The following is a 25,685-nucleotide window of genomic DNA, read 5'->3' on the forward strand; positions in this document are numbered from 1 at the left end:
GCGGCGCGCGCCCGCGTCAGCCGCGGAACAGGTCGAGGTGGCGTGCTGTCAGTCGCCGCCAGTCGTAGTGCTCCTCGGCGCGGAGCCGACCCGCTCTCCCCATCCGGTCGGCGAGCGCGCCGTCGTCGAGCAGGCGGCGGCAGGCGGCCGCGAGCGCGTCCGGATCGCCGGGCGGGACGAGCAGGCCGGTCTCTCCGTCGGCGACCACCCCCGGCACGCCGCCGACCGCGGATCCGATCACCGGTGTGCCGCAGGCCATCGCCTCGACCAGCGCCATCCCGAAGGACTCGGCCTCGGTGCGGGACGGCAGGACGACGACGGCCGCGGTGCGCACCGCCTCGACCAGGTCCTGCCCCGTCAGTTCGCCTGCGGCCTCCACCCGGTCGGCGATGCCGAGGCGGCCGGCCAGCGCCAGGTGGTCCGGTACGGCGTCGCCGCCGCCGATCAGGCGCAACCGCGCGGTGTCCGGGCCGGCCGGGCGGGCCAGGGCGTGCAGCAGCACGTCCACGCCCTTCCATGCCGAGGTGCGGTCCATCCGGCCGACGTACAGGACGGTGCGGGGGCGGGTCGAGGGCGGTGGGCCCGGGGTGAACCGGTCGAGGTCGACGCCAGGGCTGATCTCGACGGCGTGGGGCAGGCCGGAGGCCAGCGAGACCGGGGAGACCGCGACGAGTGCCGCGGCCCGGCGGAACACCCGGGGCAGCACATGCGTCTCGTAGAGGCCGATCAGACGGTCGGCGGCGCCGCTGCCGGGCTCGCCCTTGTGCATCGAGCCCGCGTGGTACGTCAGCACGGTGTACCGCCGGCCGGCGACGGCGACCGCGAGGTCGGCCAGACCGGGCACCGGGCCGTGCGCGTTGACCACGGCAGCGCCGGTGCGGCGCAGCCAGCGCCTCAACTGCAGTGGCCAGAGCGGGCTCAGCGGGGTGTTGGAGAGCCGGAGCCAGGCGCCGAGGCGGACGATCCGGACGCCGTTCTCGACGGTGTCGGTGGTGCGCAGCCCGTCGGACCGGGTGGTGATGACGACCGGCCGCAGCTCCGGGTCGTCGGCGAGGGCGCGGGCGAGGCGTGCGGTGTAGTTCTCCACGCCGCCGATCTTGGGCGGGTAGTAGGGCGTGACGACGGCCACCGTCCGCGGGCCGGCCGCGGGCACGCGGTCGCGGGCCGGCATCAGGCCGACACCTGTGGCTGGGCCACTGCCCGGGCCGTGTCCTGGGCGGTGGCCGGCAGGAGGGCCCGGAGCATGGCGGGGAACTCCTCGGCGCGGGCGACGTAGCCGGGGACGCGGTCGCGGAGCAGCGCGCGGTACTCCTCGGCGCCGGGGCCGAGCAGCGGCTCGACCAGCGTCCACAGGCGGTCCGCGGTCACCTCCTCGATCGGCACCACCTTCGCGGAGAGGCCGAGTTCGGCCATGATGCCGGCGGTCTTGTGCTCGTAGCCGATGGCCACGCACGGGACGCCGCTGGTGAGCGCGAAGATCACCGAGTGGAAGCGGGTGCCGACGAGCAGCGAGCATTCGCCGTAGAGGGAGCGCAGTTCGCGGTAGTCGACGCGTTCGTCGAGCTGCAGCGGCGGTGTGGTGCAGTGGGCGGCGATCCGGCGTTCGACGAGGATGTCGTCGTCGCCGAGGTAGCCGGTGCTGACCTGGGGGATCAGGACGACCCGGTGGCCGGCGGCCTGGATCCGGTCCACGACCTCGGCGAGGGCCCGCTCGTAGCCGTCCTGGGCGGCCGGCTCCAGCCAGCGCCGGGCGGTGAGCCCGACCAGCGGCTGCCCGGGGTCGGTGTCGAGACGGGCCCGCCAGTCGGGCTGCGCCTCGGGGGCGTAGGCGAAGCCGGAGTCGACGGCCCGGCCGATCCGGTCCGCGGGCAGGCCGCACTCCTCCAGCATCGCCGCGCTGAGGGCCTCACGGGCCAGCACGAGCGGCGAGCGGCGCAGCGCGCGCCGGACGAGTCGCCGCTGGAGGCGGGCGGGGAACGGGCCGAAGGACTGCGGCGCGAACACCACCGGCACCCCGGCGCGCTGGGCGAGGAGGGCGGGGAGGAGGACGAAGAAGACGTTCTGGTGCCCGTTCAGACCGGGGCGGGCGTTGAGGTAACCGCCGCCCATGGAGACGACCAGGTCGGCCCGGGAGACCGCGTCGGCCTCGCGGCGGGCCTCCGCAGGGAGCAGGCGCAGCAGTGCGCGGCCGGCGGGCCCGGGCAGCAGCAGGGCGAGGACGGCGAGCGGTGCGACGAGGAGCTTGCGCAGGACGCGGCGCAGCAACGAGACCTCGCCGTCGGCGACCCAGCGGCGGATCGACCCGATGTTCTCGACGCCCTCGAAGTCGGGGTGGACGGCGGCGTCCTCCATACCGGCGATGACCGTCCGGGCGTACGGGAAGGCCTCCCGGACGTGCCGCACGCAGACGGAGAGCAGGGCTGCGTCCCCGGCGTTGCCGCGGACGTAGGCGTTGACGACGACGATCCTCATCGGCGGTGTTCCTCGGGTCGGACGGTGCGGAAGTGCTGCGGGGGGACGGCGTGCGCAGATGCACCCGTCCCGGGCTGCGGGTGGTGAGGCGGGGCGGAGTGCGGCGGGGCCGCATACGGCCCGGCGGGGTACGGAGGGGAGGGGTACGACGCGGCAGGGTGCGGCGGAGCGGGGTACGGCGCGACGGGGTGGGGAGGGGCAGGGTACGGCGACGCGGGTACGGGTCGTTCGGGTGTGCGTCGGGCGGAGGTGCGTCGGGCGAGCAGGGCGGCGGTCGCGTAGAGCCCGGAGAGCAGGTTGCCGACGCCCCAGGCGAGGCCCACCCAGATCAGTCCGCGCGGCGCCCAGAACGCGGTGAGGCCGATGGTCACCGCGGCGAAGAGGACGTTGCTGAGGATCAGGTGGGTCATGCTGCGGGCGGCCTTCAGGCCGAAGCTGGCCCAGGTGTTGAGGGCCACCGCGAGGGCGCAGAGCGCGAGCACGGTGAGCAGGCCGCTGCTGCGGGCGGCGTAGGAGGGGCCGAAGATCCTGAGCAGCAGGGTGCTGCCGGCGGCGACGGCGATGACGGCGGGCACCTGGACGGCGGCGATGATGCGGGCGGAGCGGCGCAGCAGTTCGCCGAAGCGGGACTCGTCCGAGGAGACCTCGGCGAACAGGGCCTCGCCGACGGCCCCGGAGACGGCGTGCAGCATGCCGGCGATCTGGAAGGCGACGTAGTAGTAGCCGGCTGCGGCGGTGCCGAGGCGTTCCAGCACGATCAGCGGGACGATCATCAGCGGCAGCAGGTTGAGCAGGCTGGAGGTGTAGCTGGCTGCGGAGTAGCCGAGTTGCTCGCGCAGGCGGGTGCCCCGGGTGCGGAAGTCGAACCGGTAGCCGATCCGGCGGTGCATCAGGAGCAGGGAGGCGAGGACGGCGACGAGGTAGCCGCCGCCGGTGGAGGCGACGACACCGAACGGGCCGAGGGCGACCAGGGCGACCGGCAGGGCGAGCTTGGCGAGGCCCTGGATCAGGCCGTCGACCAGCACGTTGAGCTGTGGCAGGCGGGCGCTGACGAAGACCGAGTCGGTCAGGGCGTTGACCGCCGCGCAGACGCAGAACAGGACGAAGGCGCCGGCCTGCAGCAGGTCGCCTCGGACGAACAGCAGCTTGGGCCCGTACAGCGGCAGGCCCGCCAGGTAGACCAGCGCGGCGGCGCCGGACACGGTCGCCACCAGGGCGATCGCCTGGGTGATCTGCCCGTTGCGGGCGGGTGCCGGTGCCGGGAAGCGGACGAGGGTGCTGTTGAGGCCGAACATGCTGAGGTAGGCGAGCAGCGAGGTCGCCGAGATCAGCGAGGTCGCCAGGCCGACCTGCTCGGGGGTGTAGAAGCGGGCGACGACCACCCAGAACAGGAAACCGAGCCCGGCGGTGGTGACGGAGGACGCGAGCAGGAAGAAGGAGCTGCGGTACACCTGGTCCGGCGGCCGGGCGTGCCGGCCCCGGTGCCTAGCCACGGGGAGGTGCGCCGGCTCTGCGGCGCGGGGTGCCGGTGATCATGCGTGGGCCTGCTCGTGCTGAACGTGCTCGTGCCCGTCGCGGCCCCGGTAGTGCTCGGTCAGTGCGGTGGTGTGCCGGTGCCAGGAGAAGGCGTCGGCGGCGTACTGCCGGGAGTAGCCGCCCATCCGGGCGCGCAGGGCGGGGTCTGCGGCGAGTTCGGCGAGGGCGTCGCCCAGCTGCCCGGGGTCGCGGGGCAGCAGGCGGACACTGCTGCGGTCGAGCCGGTACGGCGCGTACCCGGGGTCGTCCGTGGTGATCACGGGCAGGCCGGAGGCCATGGCCTCCTGGACGGTGAGCGGGAAGCCCTCGGCGGTGGACGGCAGGACGAAGAGGTCGCAGGCACGGTAGGCGTCGGCGAGGTCCTCGGGCGACAGGGTTCCGAGGCCGTGCACGCCGGGGCGGCCGGCGAGGGCCCGGACGTCGCCGTCGCCGGCGAAGACCAGGTCGTAGCCGTCCTCGGGGCGGTGTGCGGCGAGCAGCAGGTCGTGGCCCTTCTTGGGCACGAGGCGGCCGGCGAAGAGGGCGAGCACCCGGTCCTGCGGCAGGCCGAGGCGGGTGCGGGCGGCGGCCCGCTCGCCGGGCGCGGCGGCCGGGCGGAAGAGCACGGTGTCGACGCCGTTGGCGAGGTGGCGCAGCCGGTCCGGGCGGGCCCCGCCGCGGACGGCGAAGTCGGCGACGGAGGCGTTCAGGGTGATCACGCGGCGGGCGCGGCGCAGCAGGGCGCGGCCGGCGACGGCGTACACGGCGTGCTGGACGGCGCGGACCAGCGCGGAGGGGTGGGCGACCAGGGCGACGTGCTGGGTGAGGACGTGCGGGGTCCGGGTGAGCACGGCGGCCAGTCCGGCGGCCCAGGAGGTGAGGTAGAGGCAGTCGTGGATGTGCACCACGTCGGCCCGCCGGGCGTGCCGGAACGCGGCGGTGAGCACGCGGGGCGACAGCACCGGGAAGGGCACGCCGGCCCGTTCGGCGCCGTTCCAGGCGGCGATCCGCACCACGCGGACGCCGTCCTCGTCGCGGACGCTGCTGCGGTCGGCGCTGGTCAGCACGGTGACCTCGGCGCCGGCGGCGGCCAGGTGGCGGGCCTCCTGGCGGGCGACGTTCTCGATGCCGCCGAGGTGCGGCGGGTAGTAGTGGCTGACCATCAGCACGCGCGGCGGCCGCTCGGGTGTGCTCATCGGTAGATCACGGCTCCTTCACTGCTGTAGATCCGGTTCTTGGTCGTGCTCAGCAGTGCCGTCGGATACTTGTAGGTGACGAGGTCTCCACGGTAGAAGACGGTCACCTCACCCTTGCGCACGGTGGTGGCGCCCAGCAGCACGTACGAGTTGGGGCGTATGACGACGGGTTGGACGTCGGCCTGGGCGGGGCCGGTGATCAGGGTCTGCAGCCGGCTGAAGGTGTAGCGGTCCGTCTGCAGCACCTGTCGCTTGTCGGTGGCGATCTGCTTCTCCAGCCAGTAAACGGCCATCTGCTCCTCGACGTGCGGGTAGTAGATGTCGAAGGAGCGGCCGGCGTTGCTGAGCTGGAGCTGGGCGGGGTAGCCGCCGAGGAGTTTGGGGACGACACCGGTCAGGTCGAGGAACAGCGCGAGGGTGAGTGCGCAGGCGACCGGGACGGTCCGGCGGCCGGCCCAGCGCAGCAGCCACAGGGTGCCCGCGGCGAGGAACGGCGCGTAGAAGAACAGGCCCTGTTGGAAGGCGCGGAGCACGCTGTAGTCCACGGACAGCTGGGGCAGCAGGGTGAACAGCGCGACCATGGCGAGGGCGCCGACGGTCAGGGTGACCTGGTCGCGCAGCGGCCGGAAGGAACGGCGCCGGGCACGCAGCACGGCGACGAAACCGACCAGCACCAGGACCTGCAGCAGCAGCGCGGCTCCCTGGCGGAGTGCGCCGTTGAGGCCGGTGACGCTGAGTCCGGCGGTGTCGAGGGCACGGCCGAGCGGAGTGAGCGGCATGTCGGCCTGCGGCACCGCGACCGTCCGGTAGCCCTCGACGGCCTGCAGCGGGAAGTAGTCGCCGACGGCGCGCTTGGCGTCGGTGGCGGCGACCGTCTCGGCGCGGAACTCGTCGAGGCGCTGCTGCGGGCCGGCCTTCGCGCCGCCGAACAGGCTGTACGCGGTGTCGGAGGAGCCGCCCTTGCCCTGGCCCGGGTGCAGGACCTCCTGGACGACGATGCCGAGGGTGGACTTGAGCTGCACGCTGGTGTGGGTGACCGGCCCGGCCCAGACGACCGCCAGTACCGCGGGGACGAGCACCAGCCACCAGGTGATCAGGGTGCCCGTCCCGGCGACCCGGCTGCGGCGCCGCAGCCGGGTCCGGCCACGGGAGGCGGCGAGCCGCCACAGCAGTTCGACGGCGTACCCGACGGCGAGGGTCGCCACCACCACGTAGGTGGTCGAGTAGTGCGAGAGCACGCAGCCGACGAGCAGCGCGAGGACGGCCACGCGGCGGGCCCGCATCGGCCGGCCCGCGTCGGTGAGCACGGCCATGGCGCATCCCAGCAGCAGGAAGGCGATCTCCTGCCGGCCGAGGAAGGTCATGTCGGTGAAGAAGGTCGGGAACAGCATGAAGTAGACGGCCGACAGCAGCGCGACGAACTGGGGCGCGACGTTGCGCACCGCGCGGTGGACGAGCACCGGGGTCAGCGCGAACAGCAGCGGCAGGACGACCTTGAAGACGTAGATCCCGGGGATGGCGGTGAGCCGGGCGACGGACACCGGGAGGAGGGTGATGCTGAGACAGGCGTTGTAGGCGTCGGGGTACAGCTCGACGTTCCAGTACGAGCCGCCGAGGGCGAGCCGGAAGTACTCGTACTCGCGCTGGATGTCGTGGCCGGCGATGCCCCAGCCGCGCAGCGAGTTCAGCAGCAGCAGGGCGGCGGCCGCCACGTACAGGCCGCCCTCCAGCAGCGGCACGGGGTAGCGGCGTCGGCGGACCATCAGCAGCAGCAGGAGGGCGGCGACGGCGACCAGGGCGGCGGTGCTGACGGTGCCGCTGAGCCCGTTGTTCAGCCGGATCGGGCCAGCCACGGAGAGCACCAGGGTCAGAGCGCCGAGGCCGGCCAGGGTCGCCGTGCCGGCGGGCAGGCCGAAGCGGCGGGCGGGCCGCGGCGCCTCGGGCAGGAAGGCGCCGAGGACGGCGACGACCATGGCGCTCGCCCCGGCGAGGTTGGCGCGGGTGAGCGGTTCGTCGATGCCGAACGGCGGCAGCAGGGTGTTGACGGCGAGGGCGACGAGGAGGTCGGTGACGACGGCGAGGCCCACGGCGACCATCAGGGCAGCGTCCCGGGTGGACACCGCCTTGGCGGCGGTGCCGCGCCAGAGTGCCACGGGTGCGCCGATCAGCAGCCACAGCCCGGCCGCGGTGAGCACGGCGCCCGGAACGCCGGGCAGGGTCTCGACCACGCAGGCGACGGCGCTTCCCAGTATCACCGCGGAGCGGCCCCGCAGGAGGGTGCGCGCGTTCACAGCCCGACCTCCTCGTAGACCTCTTCGACCCGGGTGGCGACGTTCTCCCAGGCGTACGCCCGCGCCGCTTCCGCGCTCCTCTCGGACAACCGCAGCCGCAGCGCCGGGTCGGCGGCGAGCCGGTCGATCGCCGCGGCGAGCGCCGCGGGCTCGGGTGCCGACAGCAGGCCGACGCCGTCGAGGAGTTCGCGGCTGCCCGGGACGTCGGTCGCGAGCACGGGGAGCGCCGCGGCCATGGCCTCCAGGGCGACCAGCGGCATGCCCTCCCGGTCGGAGGGCAGGACGAGGGCGTCGGCACCGGCGTAGGCGGCGACGAGGTCCGCTCCCAGCAGCCCGCCGGCGAACTCGACCGAGGACAGCCCGAGGCGCCGGGCCTGTTCCTCCAGGCGGGGCCGGAGTTCGCCGTCGCCGACGATCCTCAGCCGCACCGGACGGCCGGCCAGGGCCATCGCGTCGAGCAGCCGCGCGACGTTCTTCTGGGCGCTGAGCCGGCCGACGTACAGCAGGTGGAGCGGCCGGTCAGCGAGCTGCCGGACGGGCATGAAGTACTGGCCCCCGACACCGTTGGGGACGACGAAGACCCGCTCGGCGGGCACCCGGTAGGTGTCCCGGAGGAAGGCGGCCTGTTCCTCGGTCAGCGCGATCACGGCGGCCGCGGCCCGCATCACCCGGGCCAGCACGTGCTTCTTGTACGCGGGCAGCAGTCGGCCCAGCCGGCCGGAGGCGTCGACGTCGAGGTGGAAGTGGAGCACGAAGCGCTGCCCGCGCAGACGTGCGGCGACGGCGACGAGTTCGGGCATCAGGGCGTGCGCGCAGTGCAGGTGCAGCACGGCGCCGCGAGGCGCGCGCAGCAGCGAGAACGGCAATCCGGGGGCCAGCGCCGTGTGGGCGACCTCGACGGCGCGGTGGCGACGGACGGCGACCGGGCCCGCGGTGTGCCGCGGCGCTCCCCCGGCGCCCAGTGCGGTGGTGACCACGCGGACGTCGTGGCGGCGCGCCAGTTGGCCGGAGAGGTTCTCCACCACCCGTTCGAGACCGCCCAGGTGGGGCGGATAGTACGGGGTGACCTGCAGGATCGTACGCATCGGTGTTCCAGGGCGTCGGCTCGTCAGGGGTGTGCGCAGTGCCTCAGCCATGGGTGGTCTGGGACTTCCCGAAGCGGAAGTACAGGCTCTGCGGATGCCCCACCAGGGCGACCCGGACGAGGGCGACGTCGGCGTTGGTCTGCAGCTTGGCGACCAGGGGCACGGGTGCGCCGTAGCGGGGGGTGACGGCGGTGGTCGAGGTGGCGAGGACCTGCCCGGACGGCGACTCCAGGGTGACGCGCACCTGGTAGCCCTCGGAGCCCTCGCCGTGGTCGGTGACCGCGATCGGGACGACCACGGTGGAGCCCTCGAAGCCGGGGGTGGCGGTGAAGAACAGCTCGGCGTAGGTCCGGGGGCGCTCGGTGAAGGAGTCGAGCAGCACCTCGCGGGTGACGGGCACCGTCCACAGCGCCCATCCGGCGACTGCCGCCGCGAGCAGGCCGGCGAGGACGGCGACCGGCCGGGAGCGAAGCACCGGGCCGCGGCCGGCGGAGGCGCGGCGGCGGCGCCCGCGGACGCCCCGGTCCGCGTCCGACGCGTCCTCGGTGGACACGGCGTCGTCGGACGTGCCCTCCTCCGCCTCCCCCTCGACGGACGTCTCCTCGGCGGGCGCCCGGTCGGCGGACGCCGGACCGCCGAGGTCGTCCGCGGTGGGCGCGTCCTCGTTCGGGGCGCGCCCGGACCTCCTGCTCACACCGCCTCGATGCGTTCGTTGCGCGGCTTCTGGGCGGGGATGCGGGCCTGCCGGCGGGCTGCGACGGGGACGGGCGGCGGACCGTCGCCGCGGCGGAACCGGTGGTTGAAGAGCTGACGGAGGTTCGCCACACCGTCCGGCAGGGCATTCAGCTTCACCTCGCCGCCGCGGGTGCGGTACTCGATCGGCACCTCCATGAAGCGGTAGCCGGCCGTGGTCGCGGCGTTCTTGATCTCCTGCGAGAACGCCATGCCGCGGGAGCGCACGTCCAGGCCGTCCCAGATGTACCGCCGGAAGATCCACATGCCGGACTGGGAGTCCCGCAGGCCGTTGCGGAAGAGCGTGCGGCTGAGCACGCTGAGGGCGTGGTTGGCGACGAAGTGCGAGGCCTTCATGGCCCGGCGGTTGCGCCGGTGGAGACGATCGGTCGTCAGGAACTCGACCTCGTGCTCGACCAGAGTGCGCAACAGATCGGGCAGCGCGTCGAACGGATACGTGCAGTCCGCGTCACCGGTGGCGATCACATCACCGGTGGCCACGTCGAACCCGGCAAGGTAGGCGTTGCCGTAACCGCGCTCGGGCTGCGAGACGACCCGCGCACCGAGGGCGGTGGCGACCGCCGCGGTGTCGTCCGTCGAGGCATTGTCGACGACGACGATCTCGGTGCGCCAGCCGGCGTCCGCCAGCTCCGCCACCGGTACCGTGCTCATCACCGCCGGAAGGTTCGACGCCTCGTTGAGCGCGGGAATCACGATGGACAGAGTGTTCACGCTCTATTCCCCCTGGAAAGCAACTGCGTGCCCGCCCCAGGCTGCGCGGCCGGTCAGGGGTCGGGTGTCGGACGAACCTTTCCGGGGTTCCGGTGGGCGCGTTCGCACATCTCCGAAACCAATGTGCCCCGCCCCGGCCGGAATGCCGCCGTCCCCGTTCGCTCGGGCGTCATCTTTTCACACGCGAATCGCCGGTGACACCACGGCAGGTGTGAGCGAGGGCACGGCCCGTGGCAGTGCCCTCGCGAACGGGCGGCCGATCAGCCGCCGACGAGCCAGGATCCGGCGGGCTTGGCGCTCAGGCCGGTGCCGCCGGTCTTGAGGCTTGCGACCTGCTGGGGGTTCAGCGGCTCGTCCCAGACGAGGATCCGGCCGATCACGCCGGCCCAGCTGCCGCCCCATATGCCGTGGTGGCGGCTGCGGCCCAGCTGCAGCGGGCCGGGGCCGGCCCAGATGCCGCCGTTCAGCTTCGCGGTGGCGGCCTGGGCGCCGTTCACGTAGAGCGTGATGCTCTTCTGGCCCGCGTCGTACACACCGGTGAGCAGCGCCCACTGACCCACCGTCGGCACAGTGTCCGGAGCCACCGCCTGCACGACCGTGCCGTCGGCGCCGCCGTCGGCGGTCTGCACCCGGAACACCCAGGCCTTCTTGCCGTTGGCGTCGTCACGGGCCAGGTCGAAGGAGTACGAGATGCCGTCGCCCTCGCTGATCGCGGTGCGGGAGCCGCCCGGCGCCTCGTTGTAGACCCAGGCCGAGATCGAGAAGCTCTTGGTGACGTCGATGACCTGGTTCGCCGACTGGGCGAAGGAGTTGCCGTTGCTCCGCAGGCGCAGCGCGTATCCGCCCTGGACCTCACTGACCTGGGCGTCCGGGCCCATCGCTATGTTCGACTGGCCGGATTTGTCCGCCAGCAGCTCCGGCTGGCCGGGCACGGTGGGCGAGTTGGCCGCCGCGGAGGCCGCCCCGGACCCGGACGGGCGCGGCGAGGCGGAGGCGCTCGCCGAGGGGCCGGCCTGCGGGTCGCCCTTGTGCACGCCGTTCATCACCACCAGGCCGACCGCGCCGCCGAGCACGCAGGCACCGGCCACGATCGCACCGGTCCAGATCAGCTTCTTCCGGCGCGAACTGGCCTCGTGCTGGCTGGCGAGCGCCTCCCAGTCGGGCTCGGAGGACGCCGCGGGCGGCTGGAACTGCCACTGCTGCTGCGGCGCGGCCTGTGACGGGAATCCGGCCGCGGCGCCGAAGCCGGCCTGCGGCGGGAAGGGCTGGCCGGCAGGGGCCTGGGACGCCTGCTCCGAGGGATTCCCCGGTCCCTCCTGGGACTCGGGCCGACCGGTCCAACCGGGCGGTGCACCCGTTCCGTCACTCATGGCCAGAGATCGTAGGCCATGGGCCCCGGCCAGGTCTCGGGTGGTGACCATTCCGTGAGCACGCCGCGTGGGCGAGGGGCGGATCGGATGTGCGCGATGCGTCCGGGGAGGCCTCCCGAGCCACGGACGCGACACGCAGCGTGCACAAGATATGGGGGTACTTCAGGGAGACACCACAACATGTATGCTCACTCTCGCTGTCGACGCAGGGGAACCCGGTGCGAGTCCGGGACTGCCCCGCAACGGTGAGCAGGCCCGTGAACGCCCGGGCCCGCGCAGTCCGAGGGCCTGCCGACGGTGTGCCACAGGCTTCCCCGCAGATGCCATGAAGCACAGCTGTACGTCCGGGCCTCGCGGGTGGGCCGGGTTACGACGCACTCCCCGACGAGGTCGGGTGTGCCCGTCTCCCCTGCCACACGCATGCCCTGACGCTCCCCCGGCCCTCGGCCCGGGGGTGTCCGAAGCGTCCGCTGCCGCCACAGGAGAGAGTGCGCCTTGACCGTCGCTGCCTCAGTCACCCTGCCCTCCCAGGGATCCGCCGACAACGACCGGCCCGACCCCGGTGCCGCGCTGCTTCGGCTGCTCACCGACCGCAGCACCGACCTCCCCCAGGTGGACCCCGGCCACGTCGCCGCCGCCGCGCTGCGCGGCCGCCACGCCGGTTCGGACTTCGCCGAGCTGCGCGGGCTGGCCGTGGAGGCCGCCGCGTCGATGATCGCCGAGGACCCGCAGTACTCGAAGCTCGCCGCCCGGCTGCTCGCGCTGGAGATCAGCGACGAGGCGGTCTCCCAGGGCGCGGTCTCCTTCGCCGCCTCGATCGCCGTCGGCCACGCCGAGGGCCTGATCGGCGACACCACCGCCGCGTTCGTGGCCAAGCACGCGGCCGCCTTCGACGCGCTGGTCGACCTGCAGGGCGACGACCGTTTCGAGTACTTCGGCCTGCGCACCGTGCAGTCCCGCTACCTGCTGCGCCACCCGATCACCCGCAAGGTGGTCGAGACCCCGCAGTACTTCCTGCTCCGCGTGGCGGCGGGCCTCGCGGTCGGTGACTCCGAGCAGTCGGTGGCCGAGGTCGCCGAGCTGTACCGGCTGATGAGCCGTCTGGAGTACCTGACGTCCTCTCCGACGCTGTTCAACTCCGGCACCAAGCACCCGCAGATGTCCTCCTGCTACCTGCTGGACTCGCCGCTGGACAACCTGGACTCGATCTACAGCCGCTACGCGCAGATCGCCAGGCTGTCCAAGCACGCCGGCGGCATCGGCCTGTCCTACTCGCGCATCCGTTCGCGCGGCAGCCTGATCCGCGGCACCAACGGCCAGTCCAACGGCATCGTGCCGTTCCTGCGGACCCTGGACTCCTCGGTCGCCGCGGTCAACCAGGGCGGCCGCCGCAAGGGTGCCGCCTGCGTGTACCTGGAGACCTGGCACGCCGACATCGAGGAGTTCCTGGAGCTCCGCGACAACACCGGCGAGGAGGCCCGGCGCACCCACAACCTCAACCTGGCGCACTGGATCCCGGACGAGTTCATGCGCCGGGTGAACGCCAACGCGGACTGGTCGCTGTTCTCCCCGGCCGACGTCCCCGAGCTGGTCGACCTGTGGGGCGCCGACTTCGACGAGGCGTACCGCAAGGCCGAGCAGGCCGGCAAGGCCGTGCGCACGATCCCCGCGCAGACCCTGTACGCCCGGATGATGCGCACCCTGGCGCAGACCGGCAACGGCTGGATGACCTTCAAGGACGCCTCCAACCGGGCCGCCAACCAGACCGCCCTGCCGGGCCGCACGGTGCACTCCTCCAACCTGTGCACCGAGATCCTGGAGGTCACCGACGACTCGGAGACCGCGGTCTGCAACCTCGGCTCGGTCAACCTGGGCGCCCACGTGGCGGCCGGCGCCACCGCCGCCGACCTGCTGAACGCCATGGACTGGGACCGCCTGGACGCCACCGTGCGCACCGCGGTGACCTTCCTGGACCGGGTCATCGACATCAACTTCTACCCGACCACCGAGGCCGGCACCTCCAACTCCCGCTGGCGGCCGGTGGGTCTGGGCATCATGGGCCTGCAGGACGTCTTCTTCAAGCTGCGGATCGACTTCGACTCCGCCGAGGCGGCGGCCCTCTCCACCCTGATCTCCGAGCGCATCATGCTCACCGCGTACGAGCGCTCCGCCGACCTGGCCGAGCAGTTCGGCCGCCACGAGGCGTACGGCGAGACCCGCGCGGCCCGCGGCGAGCTGCACATCGACCACTTCGCCTCGGCCGCTCCGCAGTGGGAGGCGCGCTGGGAGGCGCTGCGCGCCCGGATCGCCGAGACCGGCCTGCGCAACTCGCTGCTGCTGGCGATCGCCCCGACCGCGACCATCGCCTCGATCGCCGGCGTGTACGAGTGCATCGAGCCGCAGGTGTCCAACCTGTTCAAGCGCGAGACGCTCTCCGGCGAGTTCCTCCAGGTCAACCCGTACCTGGTGCGCGAGCTCAAGGAGCTCGGCGTCTGGGACCAGCAGACCCGGGACGCGCTGCGCGAGACCAACGGCTCGGTGCAGGACCTCAACTGGCTGCCCGCCGAGGTCCGTTCGCTGTACCGCACGGCCTGGGAGCTGCCCCAGCGCGCGCTGATCGACCTGGCCGCGGCCCGCATGCCGTACATCGACCAGAGCCAGTCGCTGAACCTCTTCATGGCGGCGCCGACCATCGGCAAGCTCAGCTCGATGTACGCGTACGCGTGGAAGGTCGGCCTGAAGACCACGTACTACCTGCGGTCGCGCCCGGCCACCCGCATCGCGCAGGCCGCCACCGGCGCCCGCGCCGCCACCGCCGTGCCGGTGCCCGCCCCGACCATGAGCCAGGAGGAGCAGGACGCCATCGCCTGCTCCCTGGAGAACCCCGAGTCCTGCGAGGCCTGCCAGTGAGCACCCCGACCGACGCCGACCGTCAGAAGATGCTGCTCGACCCGGGCTTCGAGCTGACGCTGCGCCCGATGCGGTACCCGTCGTTCTACGACCGCTACCGGGACGCGATCAAGAACACCTGGACGGTCGAGGAGGTGGACCTGCACTCCGACGTCGCCGATCTCGCCAAGCTCAGCGAGGGCGAGCGGCACATGATCGGCCGGCTGGTCGCCTTCTTCGCGACCGGTGACTCGATCGTCGCCAACAACGTGGTGCTGAGCCTCTACAAGCACATCAACTCCCCCGAGGCCCGGCTCTACCTGTCCCGGCAGCTGTTCGAGGAGGCCGTGCACGTCCAGTTCTACCTGACGCTGCTCGACACCTACCTGCCCGACCCGGACGACCGCGCGGCGGCCTTCGCGGCGGTGGAGAACATCCCCTCCATCCACCAGAAGGCGCAGTTCTGCTTCAAGTACATGAACGCCGTCGACCACATCGACTCGCTGCAGACCAAGGCGGACCGCCGCGCGTTCCTGCTGAACCTGATCTGCTTCGCAGCCTGCGTCGAGGGCCTGTTCTTCTACGGCGCCTTCGCGTACGTGTACTGGTTCCGCAGCCGCGGCCTGCTGCACGGCCTGGCGACCGGCACCAACTGGGTGTTCCGCGACGAGTCTATGCACATGGACTTCGCCATGTCGGTGGTCGACACCGTCCGCGACGAGGAGCCCGACCTCTTCGACGACGAGATGGCCAAGCAGGTCACCGAGATGCTGGAGGAGGCTGTCGAGGCCGAGCTCCAGTTCGCCCAGGACCTGTGCGGCGACGGCCTGCCCGGCATGAACACCGCGTCGATGCGTCAGTACCTGGAGGCCGTCGCCGACCAGCGCCTGGCCCGCCTGGGCATGCCGATCCGCTACGGGTCCACCAACCCGTTCGGTTTCATGGAGCTGCAGAACGTCCAGGAGCTGACCAACTTCTTCGAGCGCCGGGTCTCCGCGTACCAGGTCGCCGTCGAGGGTTCGGTCTCCTTCGACGACGACTTCTAGGCCGCCCTCCAAGCCGCCGAGAACGGCCGAAGGGCCGCACCCGGGTCTCCGGGTGCGGCCCTTCGGCGTTCGGCCGCCGACCTGCCGTCAGTCGTTCGACACCGTCGCGTACTTGGGCGTGCCCTCGGCCATCTGCCGCAGGGCGTCCTTGCGGTCGCGCTTGGAGAGCCGGTCGATGTACAGGTAGCCGTACAGGTGGTCGGTCTCGTGCTGCAGGCAGCGGGCGAAGAAGCCGGTGCCCTCGACCCGGACCGGGTTGCCGTCCTTGTCCTGGCCGGTCACCGCGGCGTAGTCGGGGCGGGCCAGCTCCATGTACGCGGTCGGCACGGAGAGGCAGCCCTCCGGCGAGTCGTCCAGCGCCCGCCGGCCGGCCGGGAGCTCCTCCAGCACCGGGTTGACGACGTGCCCGACGTGCCGCACGCCCTCGTCGTCCGGGCAGTCGTAGACGAAGACCTTGAGGTCGACGCCGATCTGGTTCGCGGCCAGGCCGACCCCCTCGGCGGCGTACATCGAGACGAACATGTCGTCGATGAGCGCGGAGAGTTCACCGTCGAAGGAGGTCACGGTGGCGACCTCGCGGTGCAGCACCGGGTTGCCGAACACGGTGATCGGGCGGGCGGTGCCCTTCGAGACGTCGGGCAGCTCGCCGACGATCTTCTGCGGCGTCTCGTCCTGCTCGGGGTGCTCGTGCTCGTGCTCGTCGGCCATCGCTGGTTTCCGCTCCGTGGTTCCGTCCAGGTGTACCGCTCAAGGGTACGGCCCCGGCCTCCGGCGAGGTCCGCTCAGCCGCCCCGAGCCGAAGGGCCCGCCCGTGCCGAAGGAAGGCTCGAGCGGGCGACAAAACAGCGAGCGTGCTACAGAGCGGCTCAGCAGACCTCTTCGAGGTCCCGGTAGGCCCGGGTGGCGGGGGAGGCGGCCACCCAGCGGTCGAGCAGGGTGCGCACCAGGGAGGCGGGCGCGGCGATGCCGCACTCGCGCTCGGCGAGCCAGGAGGTGCCCGCGCTGCCCTGGCTGAGGTGGCTGAGGTGGCCGGGGTGCGTGGGGTCGCCGTCGTCGTGCGGGTCGTGGTGCGCGGTGTGGCCGTCGTCGATCGCCATCCGGCTCTCCGAGCAGGCCCGACAGAGCAGCCGCACCGAGCTCGTCCAGTCCTCGGCCGCGTACCCGGCGTCGGCGACCATGCGCTCCAGGGCGTCCCGGTCGCCCGCGGTGGCGGCCTGCAGCAGCACCACGAAGGTCGGTACCGGCGAGGGCGCCCACAGCTCGATCTCGTCGAAGACGGGGTAGGCGACGCCGTCGGCGACCCGCTCGCCGTGCGGGGCGCCGTCGTGCAGCACGACCTCGCCCCAGCGGCGGCCGGAGGACGGCAGCGGGATGGACAGCACCTCGATCCGGGCCGGGTCGAGCCGGCGGCCCCAGACCACCTCGGACTCGCCGTCCGGGGAGAGCCGCACCGGGGTGGTGCCGAGGTCGAGGTCGACGGGCCCGTCGGATGGCGCACCGGGCCCGCCGGGGAGTCTCAGCCCGTACGCCTGCCAGGCCCGGCGGGCGAGCGGCCAGTCCTGCAGGGCGGTGGCGGTGATGCCGAGGTTCCACCAGTCGGGGGCGCCGGTCTCGCGGTCGAGCAGGGCGACGGCGCGCAGCCCGGCGGTGCGGGCCTGCTCCCAGTCGCGGCGGAACTTGTGCAGGAGGGCGAGGTTGAACCAGGAGTCGGAGAGCCAGGGCTCCAGGTCGGCGGCCATGACCAGCAGCGCGCCGGCGTCCTCGAAGCGGCCGTCGCCGATGAGCGTGAAGGCACGGTCGGTCGTCTGCCGCCAGGTGGCCGACGGCCGGTGCCGTGCGCGGTGGAAGATCCTCACGTTCCGTCCCTGCCGTTGTCGTCCGCCAGTTCTCAGCACCTGCTCCGAGGCCGGCTGCTGCAACGGGAACGATCCGGTGTGCCGGGTGGCCCCGCATCCGGTGTTCCACGCTACGACCGCATCCAACCACGCCTTCGGCGGCCCGCGCTCCCCGCGCAGCGGTTCAGGCCGGTTCGCGGCCCTGGGCGCCCACTCTGGCCAACGCGTCGACCACGGCGGGGTCGTACGCGCGGCCGCGCTCCAGGCGCAGCCGTTCCAGGGCGGCGAGGCCCGCGGTGGCCTCGGACAGGCCGCGGCCGCGGGCCTCGGTGCGCAGGTCGTCGTGGGCGTTGGCGACCCGGATGATGCGGGCGGCCAGCGGCAGGGTGCGGTCGGCGGCCCCGCCCGGCAGCCGGCAGGGGTCGGCGAGCCGGGCGACCTGCTCGCCGACCCGGCGGGGGACGCCGGTGCGGCGGATGACCTCGCTGCCGAGGCGGGCGATCCGCTGCTGTTCGGTGGCGGGCAGCAGGGCGGTGGCGCCGCCGGGGACGGGTTCGACGAGGGAGAGCTGGCCGATGTCGTGCATCAGGGCGGCGTACTCCAGAAGGGCGAGGTCCCGGGTTCCGAGCCCGAGTTCGCGCCCCAGCGCGCACGCCGTGTCGGCGACCCGGCGCGCATGCCCCGGTGGGGTGTAGCCGGCGACCTCGGTGGCCCGGGCGAGCGCCTCGATGGTCTGGCCGGTGGTGGCGCGGATCTCCGCGGCCCGCCGGAAGGAGGCCTGGGCGAGCAGCAGCGGGGTGCAGAAGAGCGGCAGCGCCCACAGGCCGACCTCGCCGGCCAGCAGGCTGACCAGCATGCCGGTGGCGACGATGGCCGAGCCGATGCCGAGCAGCGCGCGCAGCTCGTCCTCCAGGGCGGCGGCGAACCGCAGTCCGGCCCGGGCCCGGTGCAGGACGGCGGCGAGGACGGCGTCGCAGAGCGCGGTCAGGGCCGCGACGCCGGTCAGCAGGGCGCCGTAGGCCGGTCCGGAGAACGGGTCGCGGTCGAGCAGGCCGCTGCTGTACACGGGCTGGAAGAGCAGGGCGGCGAAGGCCGTGGTGAGGAGCCGCCGGGCGGCGGTGTCGGCCCGGACCGTGTCGACCGGCGCGGTGTCGGTGCGGCCGGATTCGGTGCGGCGGGCTCGGGCGGCGGGTAGCGCGAGCGGGAGCAGCCCGGCGAGGGTGCCGAGGCCGGTGATGGCGACGACCTGCAGAACGCCGTGGCCGGTGGGGGTGGAGTGGAGCGGTCCGAGCAGGGCGTAGGCGAGTGCGGCGGCACTGCCGAGCGGGGCCTGCTCGCGGTCGCCGGGGAGCGTGATCCGGGCCCGTTCGCCGACCGCGACGACGGCGCCGAAGGCGAGTGCGACCTTCGGCTGGGTGAGGCCGTGCAGGGCGAGGTGCAGCAGGGCGGCGGCGAGGAGCAGGGCGGCGGCGGCGTGGACGGCGGACGGCCGGAGGAGGGGGCCGTGCCGGCGGGGTCTCACGGAGCGCCGCCGGCGCTGATCCGGCCGCCCGGCCCGGGCACCCGGCGGGCCGGCTCGGGGACGCCGAGCGGGATGTCGGGCACCTCGCCGTCCCAGCCGCCGGGCGGCGGCGGTTCGGGCTGCCAGCCGTGCCGGTCGACGGCGGAGACGAGGGCGGTGACCATCGCCGGGTCGAACTGGCTGCCGGCGCAGCGCTGGAGTTCGGCGACGGCCTCGGCGACCGGGCGGCCGCGCCGGTAGGAGCGGGTGGAGGTCATCGAGTCGAAGGCGTCGGCGACGGAGATGATCCGGGCGAACTCGGGGATGCGGTCGCCGGCGAGGCCGGCCGGGTAGCCGCGGCCGTCGAGGCGTTCGTGGTGGTGCAGGATGCCTTCGCGGGCCTCGCCGAGGAAGGCGAGGTCACGGACGAGTTCGTGGCCGAAGACGGGGTGGATCTCGACGGCGCGCCGTTCGGCCTCGGTGAGCGGGCCGTTGCGGCGGAGCAGTTCGGTGTCGACGCCGAGCTTGCCGACGTCGTGCAGGGTGCCGGCGAAGTGCAGGGTGCGGATGCGCTCCTCGGCCATGCCGAGCTGGCGGGCCATCAGGACGGCGGCGCGGCCGACCCGTTCGCTGTGGCCTCGGGTGTAGGCGTCCTTGATCTCGACGGCCTGAACGAGGGCGCGGACGGTGGCCTGGTGGGCGTTGGCCTCGCGGTGGCCCTGGGCGAACATCCAGGCGGAGATGGAGAGCGGCAGCAGGGCGAGGACGGCGGCGAACGCGCCGTACGGGCCCTGCCAGAGGACGGCGACCATCAGGCCGCCGGCGCCCTGGACGAGGGCGGGCAGGACGACGGCACCGGTGGCCCGGGCGAGGTCGGCGGGGTGGGCGCCGCGGGCCGGGCGGGCGGTGTCCAGCTGCCGCATCACTCCGACCAGGGATGCGTTGACCAGGCAGAACACGGCGACGGCGGCCATCGCGCCGAGTGCGGCGGTCGGGAAGTGCGCACCCAGGAGCAGGTGCGGGCCGCCGAGCAGGCGGTAGACGGCGGCCGCGGCGAAGGCGGCGACGGCCAGTTGGGCGGCGTTCCAGAGCCGGCGCAGCCGGCGCGGTCTCGGGACGTGGGCGGTGAGCGCTCCGGGGACGGCGACCAGCGCGGCGGCGGCGGGCGGCAGCAGCAGGACGCCGGCGAAGAGCACCGGGAAGAAGCCGCGGCCGGGCAGGGCCCGGGCGGCCTCGCGGGGCTCCCGGGGCGGGCGGCGCAGCAGGCGGCGGCCGAGCCGGGCGCAGGGGGTGGGGAGGCCGACGGCGAGCGATTCGGCGCAGGTGTGCAGGAAGGCGAGGAGGCCGAGGCGGGGCCAGTCGACCGGTCCGCCGAGCGGGCCGCGGACGCCGGTGGCGAGCGGGAGCAGGCAGCAGAGGGCTCCGGTCACGATGACGGCGGCGGCGTACCGGGCCGCGGCGCCGGTGAGGGTGCCCCCCTCGCTTTCGCTGGCGATGTCAGCCTCCCCCGCCGTGCCCGGCCCGTCCCGTTCCGCGGGCCAGTGAGGAGAATAGGCCCCGGTTCGCGGGACAGGGCGCACGATCGCGCAATGACGCTGCCGACACCGCGTCAGCTCACCCGTACGAGTGAAACGATCCAATGGTGGGGACGACTTGAGGCCGTGTCGCCCGGGGCGCGGCCGCGAGAGCGCTTCCCGAAGGCTTCCTTAAGAGAGGCCCAAGCCTCGCGCAGGGCCCTTGACCCGCGCAGTGGTCCAGTCCATTTTGGGGATGACCCCGTCCGGAAGGGGCCGGCCGCCGCGGCGGCCGCTGTGCTCCACGGCATCGTGCGCGGATGCCGCCCGTCCTGTGCCCGGCGCCGCCCGATACCTCCCGGGCGGCGGTCCCCCCATGCCTCGGAGAGGTCCCATGGAACGTGCCCAGCTCCACACCCCCGCACCCGGTCGACACCGCCGCCGACGCGGTACCGCCGCCGCGGCCGTCATTGCCGCGCTCGGTCTGGCCGCCGCCGGTGCGGCCGCCGCACTGAGCGGCGGCGACGCCCTGGCCTCCACGACCGCGGCGGCCGGCCTCGGCAGCAACTGGTACGCCTCGGCCCCGTACCTGATGCCGGAGGACAACTCGCCGCCGGACCCGGCCGCGGTGATGGACGCCACCGGCCAGAAGGCCTTCCAACTGGCCTTCATCCTCGACTCGGGCGGCTGCAACCCGGCCTGGGGCGGCACCTCCTCGATCGACACCGACACCACGATGCCCGCGGTGATCCAGAAGATCCGGGCGAAGGGCGGTGACGTCTCCGTCTCGGTCGGCGGCTACGGCGGCAACAAGCTCGGCCAGGGCTGCGGTACCCCGGAGGCGACCGCGGCCGGCTATCAGAAGGTCATCACCAAGTACCAGTTGAAGGCGATCGACTTCGACCTGGAGGAGCCGGAGTACGAGAACACGGCGGCGATCCACAACGAGATCGGCGCGGCGCGGATCCTCCAGAAGAACAACCCCGGCCTCTACATCTCGATCACCACCGCCGGCACCAACGCGGGCACCGGCTGGTTCGGGACGCAGATGCTGAACGAGGCCAAGTCGCAGGGCTTCACGCCCAACAACTACTCGATCATGCCGTTCGACGGCGGCTTCAACGGCGCCGCCGCCCAGACGGACGCGCTGGTGAAGTTCAACAAGATCCTGCAGACCACCTTCGGCTGGGACGAGGCGACCGCCTACGCCCACGAGGGCGTCTCGCTGATGAACGGCCGCACGGACGCCGCCGAGTACTTCCGGCAGGCCGACTTCCAGACGGTGCTGGACTTCGCGACCGCGCACAAGCTGGCCCGCTACACCTACTGGTCCGTCAACCGGGACCGCCAGTGCGCCGGCACGGTCGACCCGGGCCTGTCCGGTTCGTGCTCCAGCGTGGCCCAGAACGACTGGGACTTCACCAAGTTCACCGTGAAGTTCGCCGGGGCGACCCCGCCCACCACGCCGCCGACCAGCACTCCGCCGACCAGTTCCTCGCCGACCGCACCGGGCGGCACGTGCACGGACCCGGCGTGGAGCGCCACGACCACGTACGTCGCGAACAACAAGGTCTCGTACCAGGGCCACAAGTACCACGCCAAGTGGTGGACCCTGAACGAGGTGCCGACCGCCAGCGGCCAGTGGGGCGTCTGGGCCGACGACGGCCCGTGCTGACACCCGCCGCACCACCGCGGTGACGGACGGGCCGGCCGCCGGGGGCACCCCGGTGGCCGGCCCGTGCCGCGCCGGACTACTACTCGGCGGTGACCGCCGCGGCGCCGTGCCCGGCCGCCGGCTCGGCCGACACCTGCGCGGCCCGCTGGCCGGCCCGGATGGAGTCGATCCTGGCGAGCACCTTGGTGCGCAGGTCGGCCGGGGTGTCGTCACAGCCGCAGGAACGCTTGATCAGCGCCTTGATGGCCTGCTCCAGCCCGTACTTCTCCAGGCAGGGCGAGCACTCCTCGAAGTGCACCCGCAGTTTGACGCAGTCGCCCTCGGCCATCTCGTTGTCGAGGAATTCGTAGAGGTGGTCGAGCACCTCGCCGCACTCGGTGTCGTGCGGATCGCCGCAGCTCATGAGCCCGCGCCCTTCGCTTCCTGCCCTGCGCCGCTGCCCGCCGGGACGAGTCCGCGCTCACGGGCGTAGTCCTCCAGCATGCCGCGCAACTGGCGGCGGCCACGGTGCAGGCGGGACATCACCGTACCGATGGGTGTACCCATGATGTCCGCGATCTCCTTGTAGGCAAAGCCCTCGACGTCCGCCAGATACACGGCGATCCGGAATTCCTCCGGGATCGCCTGCAGGGCGTCCTTGACGTCGCTGTCCGGCAGGTGGTCCAGCGCCTGGGCCTCCGCCGAGCGCAGGCCCGTCGACATGTGCGACTCGGCCCTGGCCAGCTGCCAGTCCTCGATCTCCTCGGCCGCGGTGCGCTGGGGCTCGCGCTGCTTCTTGCGGTACGAGTTGATGAACGTGTTGGTGAGGATGCGGTAGAGCCACGCCTTGAGGTTGGTGCCCGCACGGAACTGGTGGAACGACGCGTACGCCTTCGCGAACGCCTCCTGGAGCAGGTCCTCCGCGTCCGCCGGATTGCGGGTCATCCGCAGGGCGGCCGAGTACATCGGGTCGAGGAACGCCAGGGCGTCGCGCTCGAACCGCTCGCGGCGCGCGTCCTCGCTCTCGTCCGCGGACACCCGGAAGGTGTCCTCACCGATCGCCTCGGCCAGCTCGTCACCGGTGAGCGTCCCGCCCTCGGGCAGGCTCTCACCCGGCACGGCCTCGTCCTCGGTCCCGACGACCGGACCCACCTCCTCGGAGCTGCGGGGCCCGCCCACCGCGGGCTGACCCGAGATGGAGGATATCCGGCCCACCGGCTTCTCGCCCGCGACAATCCATTCCGACCAGTCGGGCACGAGGGCGCCGTGCGCCGCGCGCTCCTCCGGCCGCTCGGGGCACGCGATCGAACCCATGGACGCTGCCTTTCACCGGGACTCTGCTGACGGTCCTCACAACCGCGTGCCGCCGCCGCGCATTCCCGCGGGGGCTCACCCCTTCGAAGGAACCGCTCCGAGCCAGTCGGCGACCGCCGCGACCAGCCCGGCCAGCGTCTCCTCCTGACCGACCGGCGCCCGCTTGGGCACCGCGAAGCCGTGGCTGCCGTACGGCACCTCCACCAGCCGGTGGCCCTCCGGCAGACCGGGGAACTCCTCCGGTGTGCCGAAGGTGTCCGCGCCGCCCTGCACCACCAGGGTGGGCAGGCCGGTGTTCAGCAGCTCCTCGACCCGGCTCTTCTCCGGCTTGCCCGGCGGGTGCAGCGGGAAGGCCAGCGCCAGCACGGCGACCGCGCCGGAGGCCAGGCCCGTCCGGCAGGCCACCCGGGCACCGGCGCTGCGGCCGCCCACGACCAGCGGCAGCCCCTCCGCGGCGAGCGCGGCCGCCACCGGCAGCCAGGCCTGGTCCAGGGTCTTCGGCGCCGGACCGAGCCGCTTGCCGGCCACCCGCCACGGCTGTTCCACCAGCGCCACCGAGACACCGCCGGCGGGCAGCGCGGCGGCCAGCGCCTGCAGGTCGCGCGCCTCCACCCCGCCCCCGGCGCCGTGCCCCAGCGCGAGCAGCACCCGGGGGTGCTCGGCCGCGTGCACCGTCACCCGCGCGTCGCCGACCGGTGTCGGCACCAGCTTCTGCATGGGGCGAGCCTAGGACGTCGGGGCGGCCCAGCCGGGCAGGCCCGGGCCACAACAGCCCGGAACGGCCCGGAGCAGCTCAGAACAGCGTGGTGCGGTCCTCGTCGGTGAGCTCGCGGAGGAGTTCCGGCCCGTTGTTGCGGATGTTGCCGACCGCGGCCCCCACCGGGCGGACCGTGAGCGCGCCCGGGGCCGGGGGCACCAGCAGGCCGCGCAGCGCGTCCGGGTCGTCCAGCCCGGGGTCGAGCCAGGCGTCGAAGGAGCCGGCGTCGAGGAAGAGCGGCATCCGCTCGTGGATCGGGGCGAGCATCGGCTCGGCCTCGGTGGTGACCACCGTGCAGGTCACCCGCCAGGCCTCGGGGTGGTCGGCGGGCAGCGAGCGGTCCCGCCAGAACTCGTAGAGGCCGGCCAGCGCGAGCAGGCCGCCGTCCGCGCGGGAGACGAAGTACGGCTGCCGGGGCGGCCGGTCCGGGCCGGCCGGCACGGTCTGCCACTCGTAGTAGCCGTCCACCGGGATCAGGCAGCGGCGGGAGGCGAAGGCCTGGCGGTAGGCGGGCTTCTCGTGCACGGTGTCGGCCCGGGCGTTGATCATCCTGACCGCGGTCTCCGGCGACTTCGCCCAGGCCGGGATCAGGCCCCAGCGCAGCACCCGCAGCTGCCGCACCGGCCGGCGCTGCCCCTTGGGCGGGCGGTCGAGCACCGCGTAGGCCGGGGAGGTGGGCGCCACGTTCCAGCTGGGGGCGATCGTCTCGGCCGGGTCCCACTGCACGACGCCGAACACCTCGACGATGTCCTCGGGCTTGCTGCTGGAGGCGAAACGGCCGCACATGGGGGCCAGCTTGCCACGGGGCTCCTGCCGCCCGGGGCGGGATCCCGGCAGCCGGACGGCGCCCCCGGGACCGACCGGGGACCGACCCGGGACGAACCGCACCGAACCGACCGCTACCGCCGCGGCGTCCTGGCATGGGAGGCTGCCGGACCGGCAGGACCACGGGAGGCGGGACGAGCATGGAGATCGCGGACGTCTGGCAGCGGGTGGCGGGCACCCAGCCCGACCCGCCGGGCTGGCTGGTGCTCACGACCGCGGCGCTGGCCCTGCTGGCGATCCTGCCGTCACCGGTGTGGCGGGTCAGCCGCACGGTGGTGACCATCGCGCACGAGGGCGGCCACGGGGTCGCGGCCCTGCTGACCCGGCGGCGGCTCTCCGGCATCCGGCTGCACTCCGACACCTCGGGCCTGACCATCTCCTCCGGCCGCCCGACCGGCCCCGGGATGATCCTCACCGCCGCGGCCGGCTACATCGCGCCCTCGCTGCTCGGCTTCGGCGGCGCCGCGCTGCTCGCCGACGGCCGGATCACCGCGCTGCTGTGGATCTCGATCCTGCTGCTGGCCGGGATGCTGGTGATGATCCGCAACGCCTTCGGTCTGCTCGCGGTGGTGCTCACCGGCGCACTCTTCCTGGTGGTGTCCTGGTACGGCGGCATCCAGGTGCAGGCCGCCTTCGCCTACCTCGGGGTGTGGTTCCTGCTGCTGGCCGGGGTCCGGCCGGTGATCGAGCTGCAGGGCAAGCGGCGCTCCGGCGGGGCGCCGGACTCGGACGCCGACCAGCTGGCCCGGCTCACCGGGGTGAGCGCGGTGCTGTGGGTGGCGCTGTTCCTGGTGGTGTCGCTGGCCTGCCTGCTGGGCGGGGCGAGCTGGCTGCTGCACTGGAAGCAGTGAGCCGCCGGTGACGGTGGGTGGGCACACCGTCCGCACGGAATCACCGCACACCCCCCGTCCGCCATGCGAATGCGCACCGGGGCGCCGCCGGGCGGCCCCCTAGACT

At 73.4% G+C, this 25,685-nt stretch carries 21 protein-coding genes and 1 riboswitch; of the genes, 4 read left to right on the top strand and 17 right to left on the bottom strand.

Annotation, left to right across the window (positions count from 1 at the left end):
* Positions 1-16: 16 nt before the first annotated feature.
* The 9 genes from AB0P35_RS11275 to AB0P35_RS11315 form a co-directional block, all read right to left on the bottom strand.
* Positions 17-1,171 (bottom strand): glycosyltransferase family 4 protein, encoded by a 1,155-nt coding sequence (locus AB0P35_RS11275; RefSeq protein ID WP_363509466.1) that lies wholly within the window; start codon positions 1,169-1,171, stop codon positions 17-19.
* Positions 1,171-2,472, bottom strand: a complete 1,302-nt coding sequence (locus AB0P35_RS11280) for a polysaccharide pyruvyl transferase family protein (RefSeq protein WP_363509468.1) — start codon at positions 2,470-2,472, stop codon at positions 1,171-1,173. Before AB0P35_RS11280 ends, AB0P35_RS11275 begins: the two co-directional genes overlap by 1 nt.
* Positions 2,469-3,965, bottom strand: coding sequence for a lipopolysaccharide biosynthesis protein (locus AB0P35_RS11285; RefSeq protein WP_363509470.1), 1,497 nt, complete (start codon positions 3,963-3,965; stop codon positions 2,469-2,471). The genes AB0P35_RS11280 and AB0P35_RS11285 overlap by 4 nt, the downstream gene beginning before the upstream one ends.
* 39 nt (positions 3,966-4,004) lie before the next feature.
* The gene (locus AB0P35_RS11290; protein WP_363509472.1) at positions 4,005-5,183 is read right to left on the bottom strand and encodes a glycosyltransferase family 4 protein; all 1,179 of its coding nucleotides are present in this window, start codon (positions 5,181-5,183) and stop codon (positions 4,005-4,007) included.
* A complete protein-coding gene (locus AB0P35_RS11295; protein ID WP_363509474.1) occupies positions 5,180-7,474 on the bottom strand; it encodes a DUF6541 family protein in 2,295 nt (764 codons plus the stop codon). Before AB0P35_RS11295 ends, AB0P35_RS11290 begins: the two co-directional genes overlap by 4 nt.
* Positions 7,471-8,559 (bottom strand): glycosyltransferase family 4 protein, encoded by a 1,089-nt coding sequence (locus tag AB0P35_RS11300; RefSeq protein WP_363509476.1) that lies wholly within the window; start codon positions 8,557-8,559, stop codon positions 7,471-7,473. Before AB0P35_RS11300 ends, AB0P35_RS11295 begins: the two co-directional genes overlap by 4 nt.
* 43 nt (positions 8,560-8,602) lie before the next feature.
* Positions 8,603-9,253: a hypothetical protein gene (locus AB0P35_RS11305; protein ID WP_363509478.1), complete on the bottom strand. Its 651-nt coding sequence runs from the start codon at positions 9,251-9,253 to the stop codon at positions 8,603-8,605.
* A complete protein-coding gene (locus tag AB0P35_RS11310; protein ID WP_363509480.1) occupies positions 9,250-10,023 on the bottom strand; it encodes a glycosyltransferase family 2 protein in 774 nt (257 codons plus the stop codon). Before AB0P35_RS11310 ends, AB0P35_RS11305 begins: the two co-directional genes overlap by 4 nt.
* 260 nt (positions 10,024-10,283) lie before the next feature.
* Positions 10,284-11,393 carry a LamG domain-containing protein gene (locus tag AB0P35_RS11315; protein ID WP_363509482.1) on the bottom strand — a complete coding sequence of 370 codons (1,110 nt, stop codon included), beginning with the start codon at positions 11,391-11,393 and terminating at the stop codon, positions 10,284-10,286.
* A gap of 167 nt (positions 11,394-11,560) precedes the next feature.
* Positions 11,561-11,704, top strand: a riboswitch (cobalamin riboswitch).
* Between the two features lie 208 nt (positions 11,705-11,912).
* Between AB0P35_RS11315 and AB0P35_RS11320 the strand changes: the two genes are divergently transcribed.
* Together AB0P35_RS11320 and AB0P35_RS11325 are read left to right on the top strand one after the other, a co-directional pair.
* Positions 11,913-14,303, top strand: coding sequence for a ribonucleoside-diphosphate reductase subunit alpha (locus AB0P35_RS11320; protein WP_363509608.1), 2,391 nt, complete (start codon positions 11,913-11,915; stop codon positions 14,301-14,303).
* A 29-nt stretch (positions 14,304-14,332) separates the two neighbouring features.
* Complete coding sequence (locus tag AB0P35_RS11325; RefSeq protein WP_095875455.1) at positions 14,333-15,328, top strand: ribonucleotide-diphosphate reductase subunit beta; 996 nt, start codon at positions 14,333-14,335, stop codon at positions 15,326-15,328.
* Positions 15,329-15,415: 87 nt separating this feature from the next.
* On the opposite strand, the gene def is transcribed toward AB0P35_RS11325, so the two are convergent.
* The 4 genes from def to AB0P35_RS11345 all read right to left on the bottom strand — a co-directional run bounded on the left by def (position 15,416) and on the right by AB0P35_RS11345 (position 20,094).
* Positions 15,416-16,036, bottom strand: a complete 621-nt coding sequence (gene def, locus AB0P35_RS11330) for a peptide deformylase (protein ID WP_095873235.1) — start codon at positions 16,034-16,036, stop codon at positions 15,416-15,418.
* Between the two features lie 158 nt (positions 16,037-16,194).
* Positions 16,195-17,184, bottom strand: coding sequence for a hypothetical protein (locus AB0P35_RS11335; protein WP_095873236.1), 990 nt, complete (start codon positions 17,182-17,184; stop codon positions 16,195-16,197).
* Between the two features lie 163 nt (positions 17,185-17,347).
* Positions 17,348-18,685: an HD domain-containing phosphohydrolase gene (locus tag AB0P35_RS11340; protein WP_363509484.1), complete on the bottom strand. Its 1,338-nt coding sequence runs from the start codon at positions 18,683-18,685 to the stop codon at positions 17,348-17,350.
* Positions 18,682-20,094 (bottom strand): HD-GYP domain-containing protein, encoded by a 1,413-nt coding sequence (locus AB0P35_RS11345; RefSeq protein ID WP_363509486.1) that lies wholly within the window; start codon positions 20,092-20,094, stop codon positions 18,682-18,684. Before AB0P35_RS11345 ends, AB0P35_RS11340 begins: the two co-directional genes overlap by 4 nt.
* A 478-nt stretch (positions 20,095-20,572) precedes the next feature.
* Between AB0P35_RS11345 and AB0P35_RS11350 the strand changes: the two genes are divergently transcribed.
* Complete coding sequence (locus AB0P35_RS11350) at positions 20,573-21,853, top strand: chitinase (RefSeq protein WP_363509488.1); 1,281 nt, start codon at positions 20,573-20,575, stop codon at positions 21,851-21,853.
* 79 nt (positions 21,854-21,932) lie between these two features.
* On the opposite strand, the gene rsrA is transcribed toward AB0P35_RS11350, so the two are convergent.
* The 4 genes from rsrA to AB0P35_RS11370 all read right to left on the bottom strand — a co-directional run bounded on the left by rsrA (position 21,933) and on the right by AB0P35_RS11370 (position 24,689).
* Positions 21,933-22,256 carry a mycothiol system anti-sigma-R factor gene (gene rsrA, locus AB0P35_RS11355; protein WP_095873239.1) on the bottom strand — a complete coding sequence of 108 codons (324 nt, stop codon included), beginning with the start codon at positions 22,254-22,256 and terminating at the stop codon, positions 21,933-21,935.
* The gene (locus tag AB0P35_RS11360) at positions 22,253-22,891 is read right to left on the bottom strand and encodes a sigma-70 family RNA polymerase sigma factor (protein WP_363509611.1); all 639 of its coding nucleotides are present in this window, start codon (positions 22,889-22,891) and stop codon (positions 22,253-22,255) included. The genes rsrA and AB0P35_RS11360 overlap by 4 nt, the downstream gene beginning before the upstream one ends.
* A gap of 330 nt (positions 22,892-23,221) precedes the next feature.
* Entirely contained in the window at positions 23,222-23,863 is a 642-nt protein-coding gene (locus tag AB0P35_RS11365; RefSeq protein WP_363509490.1) for an alpha/beta family hydrolase, read from the bottom strand.
* A 76-nt stretch (positions 23,864-23,939) separates the two neighbouring features.
* Positions 23,940-24,689, bottom strand: coding sequence for an SOS response-associated peptidase (locus AB0P35_RS11370; protein ID WP_363509492.1), 750 nt, complete (start codon positions 24,687-24,689; stop codon positions 23,940-23,942).
* A gap of 179 nt (positions 24,690-24,868) precedes the next feature.
* Here AB0P35_RS11370 and AB0P35_RS11375 point away from each other — a divergent pair, with 179 nt between their 5' ends.
* Positions 24,869-25,579 (top strand): M50 family metallopeptidase, encoded by a 711-nt coding sequence (locus AB0P35_RS11375; RefSeq protein WP_257019058.1) that lies wholly within the window; start codon positions 24,869-24,871, stop codon positions 25,577-25,579.
* Positions 25,580-25,685 lie beyond the last annotated feature (106 nt).

Origin of the sequence: Kitasatospora sp. NPDC085879 (genome assembly GCF_040686255.1) — a bacterium.
GTDB lineage: Bacteria > Actinomycetota > Actinomycetes > Streptomycetales > Streptomycetaceae > Kitasatospora.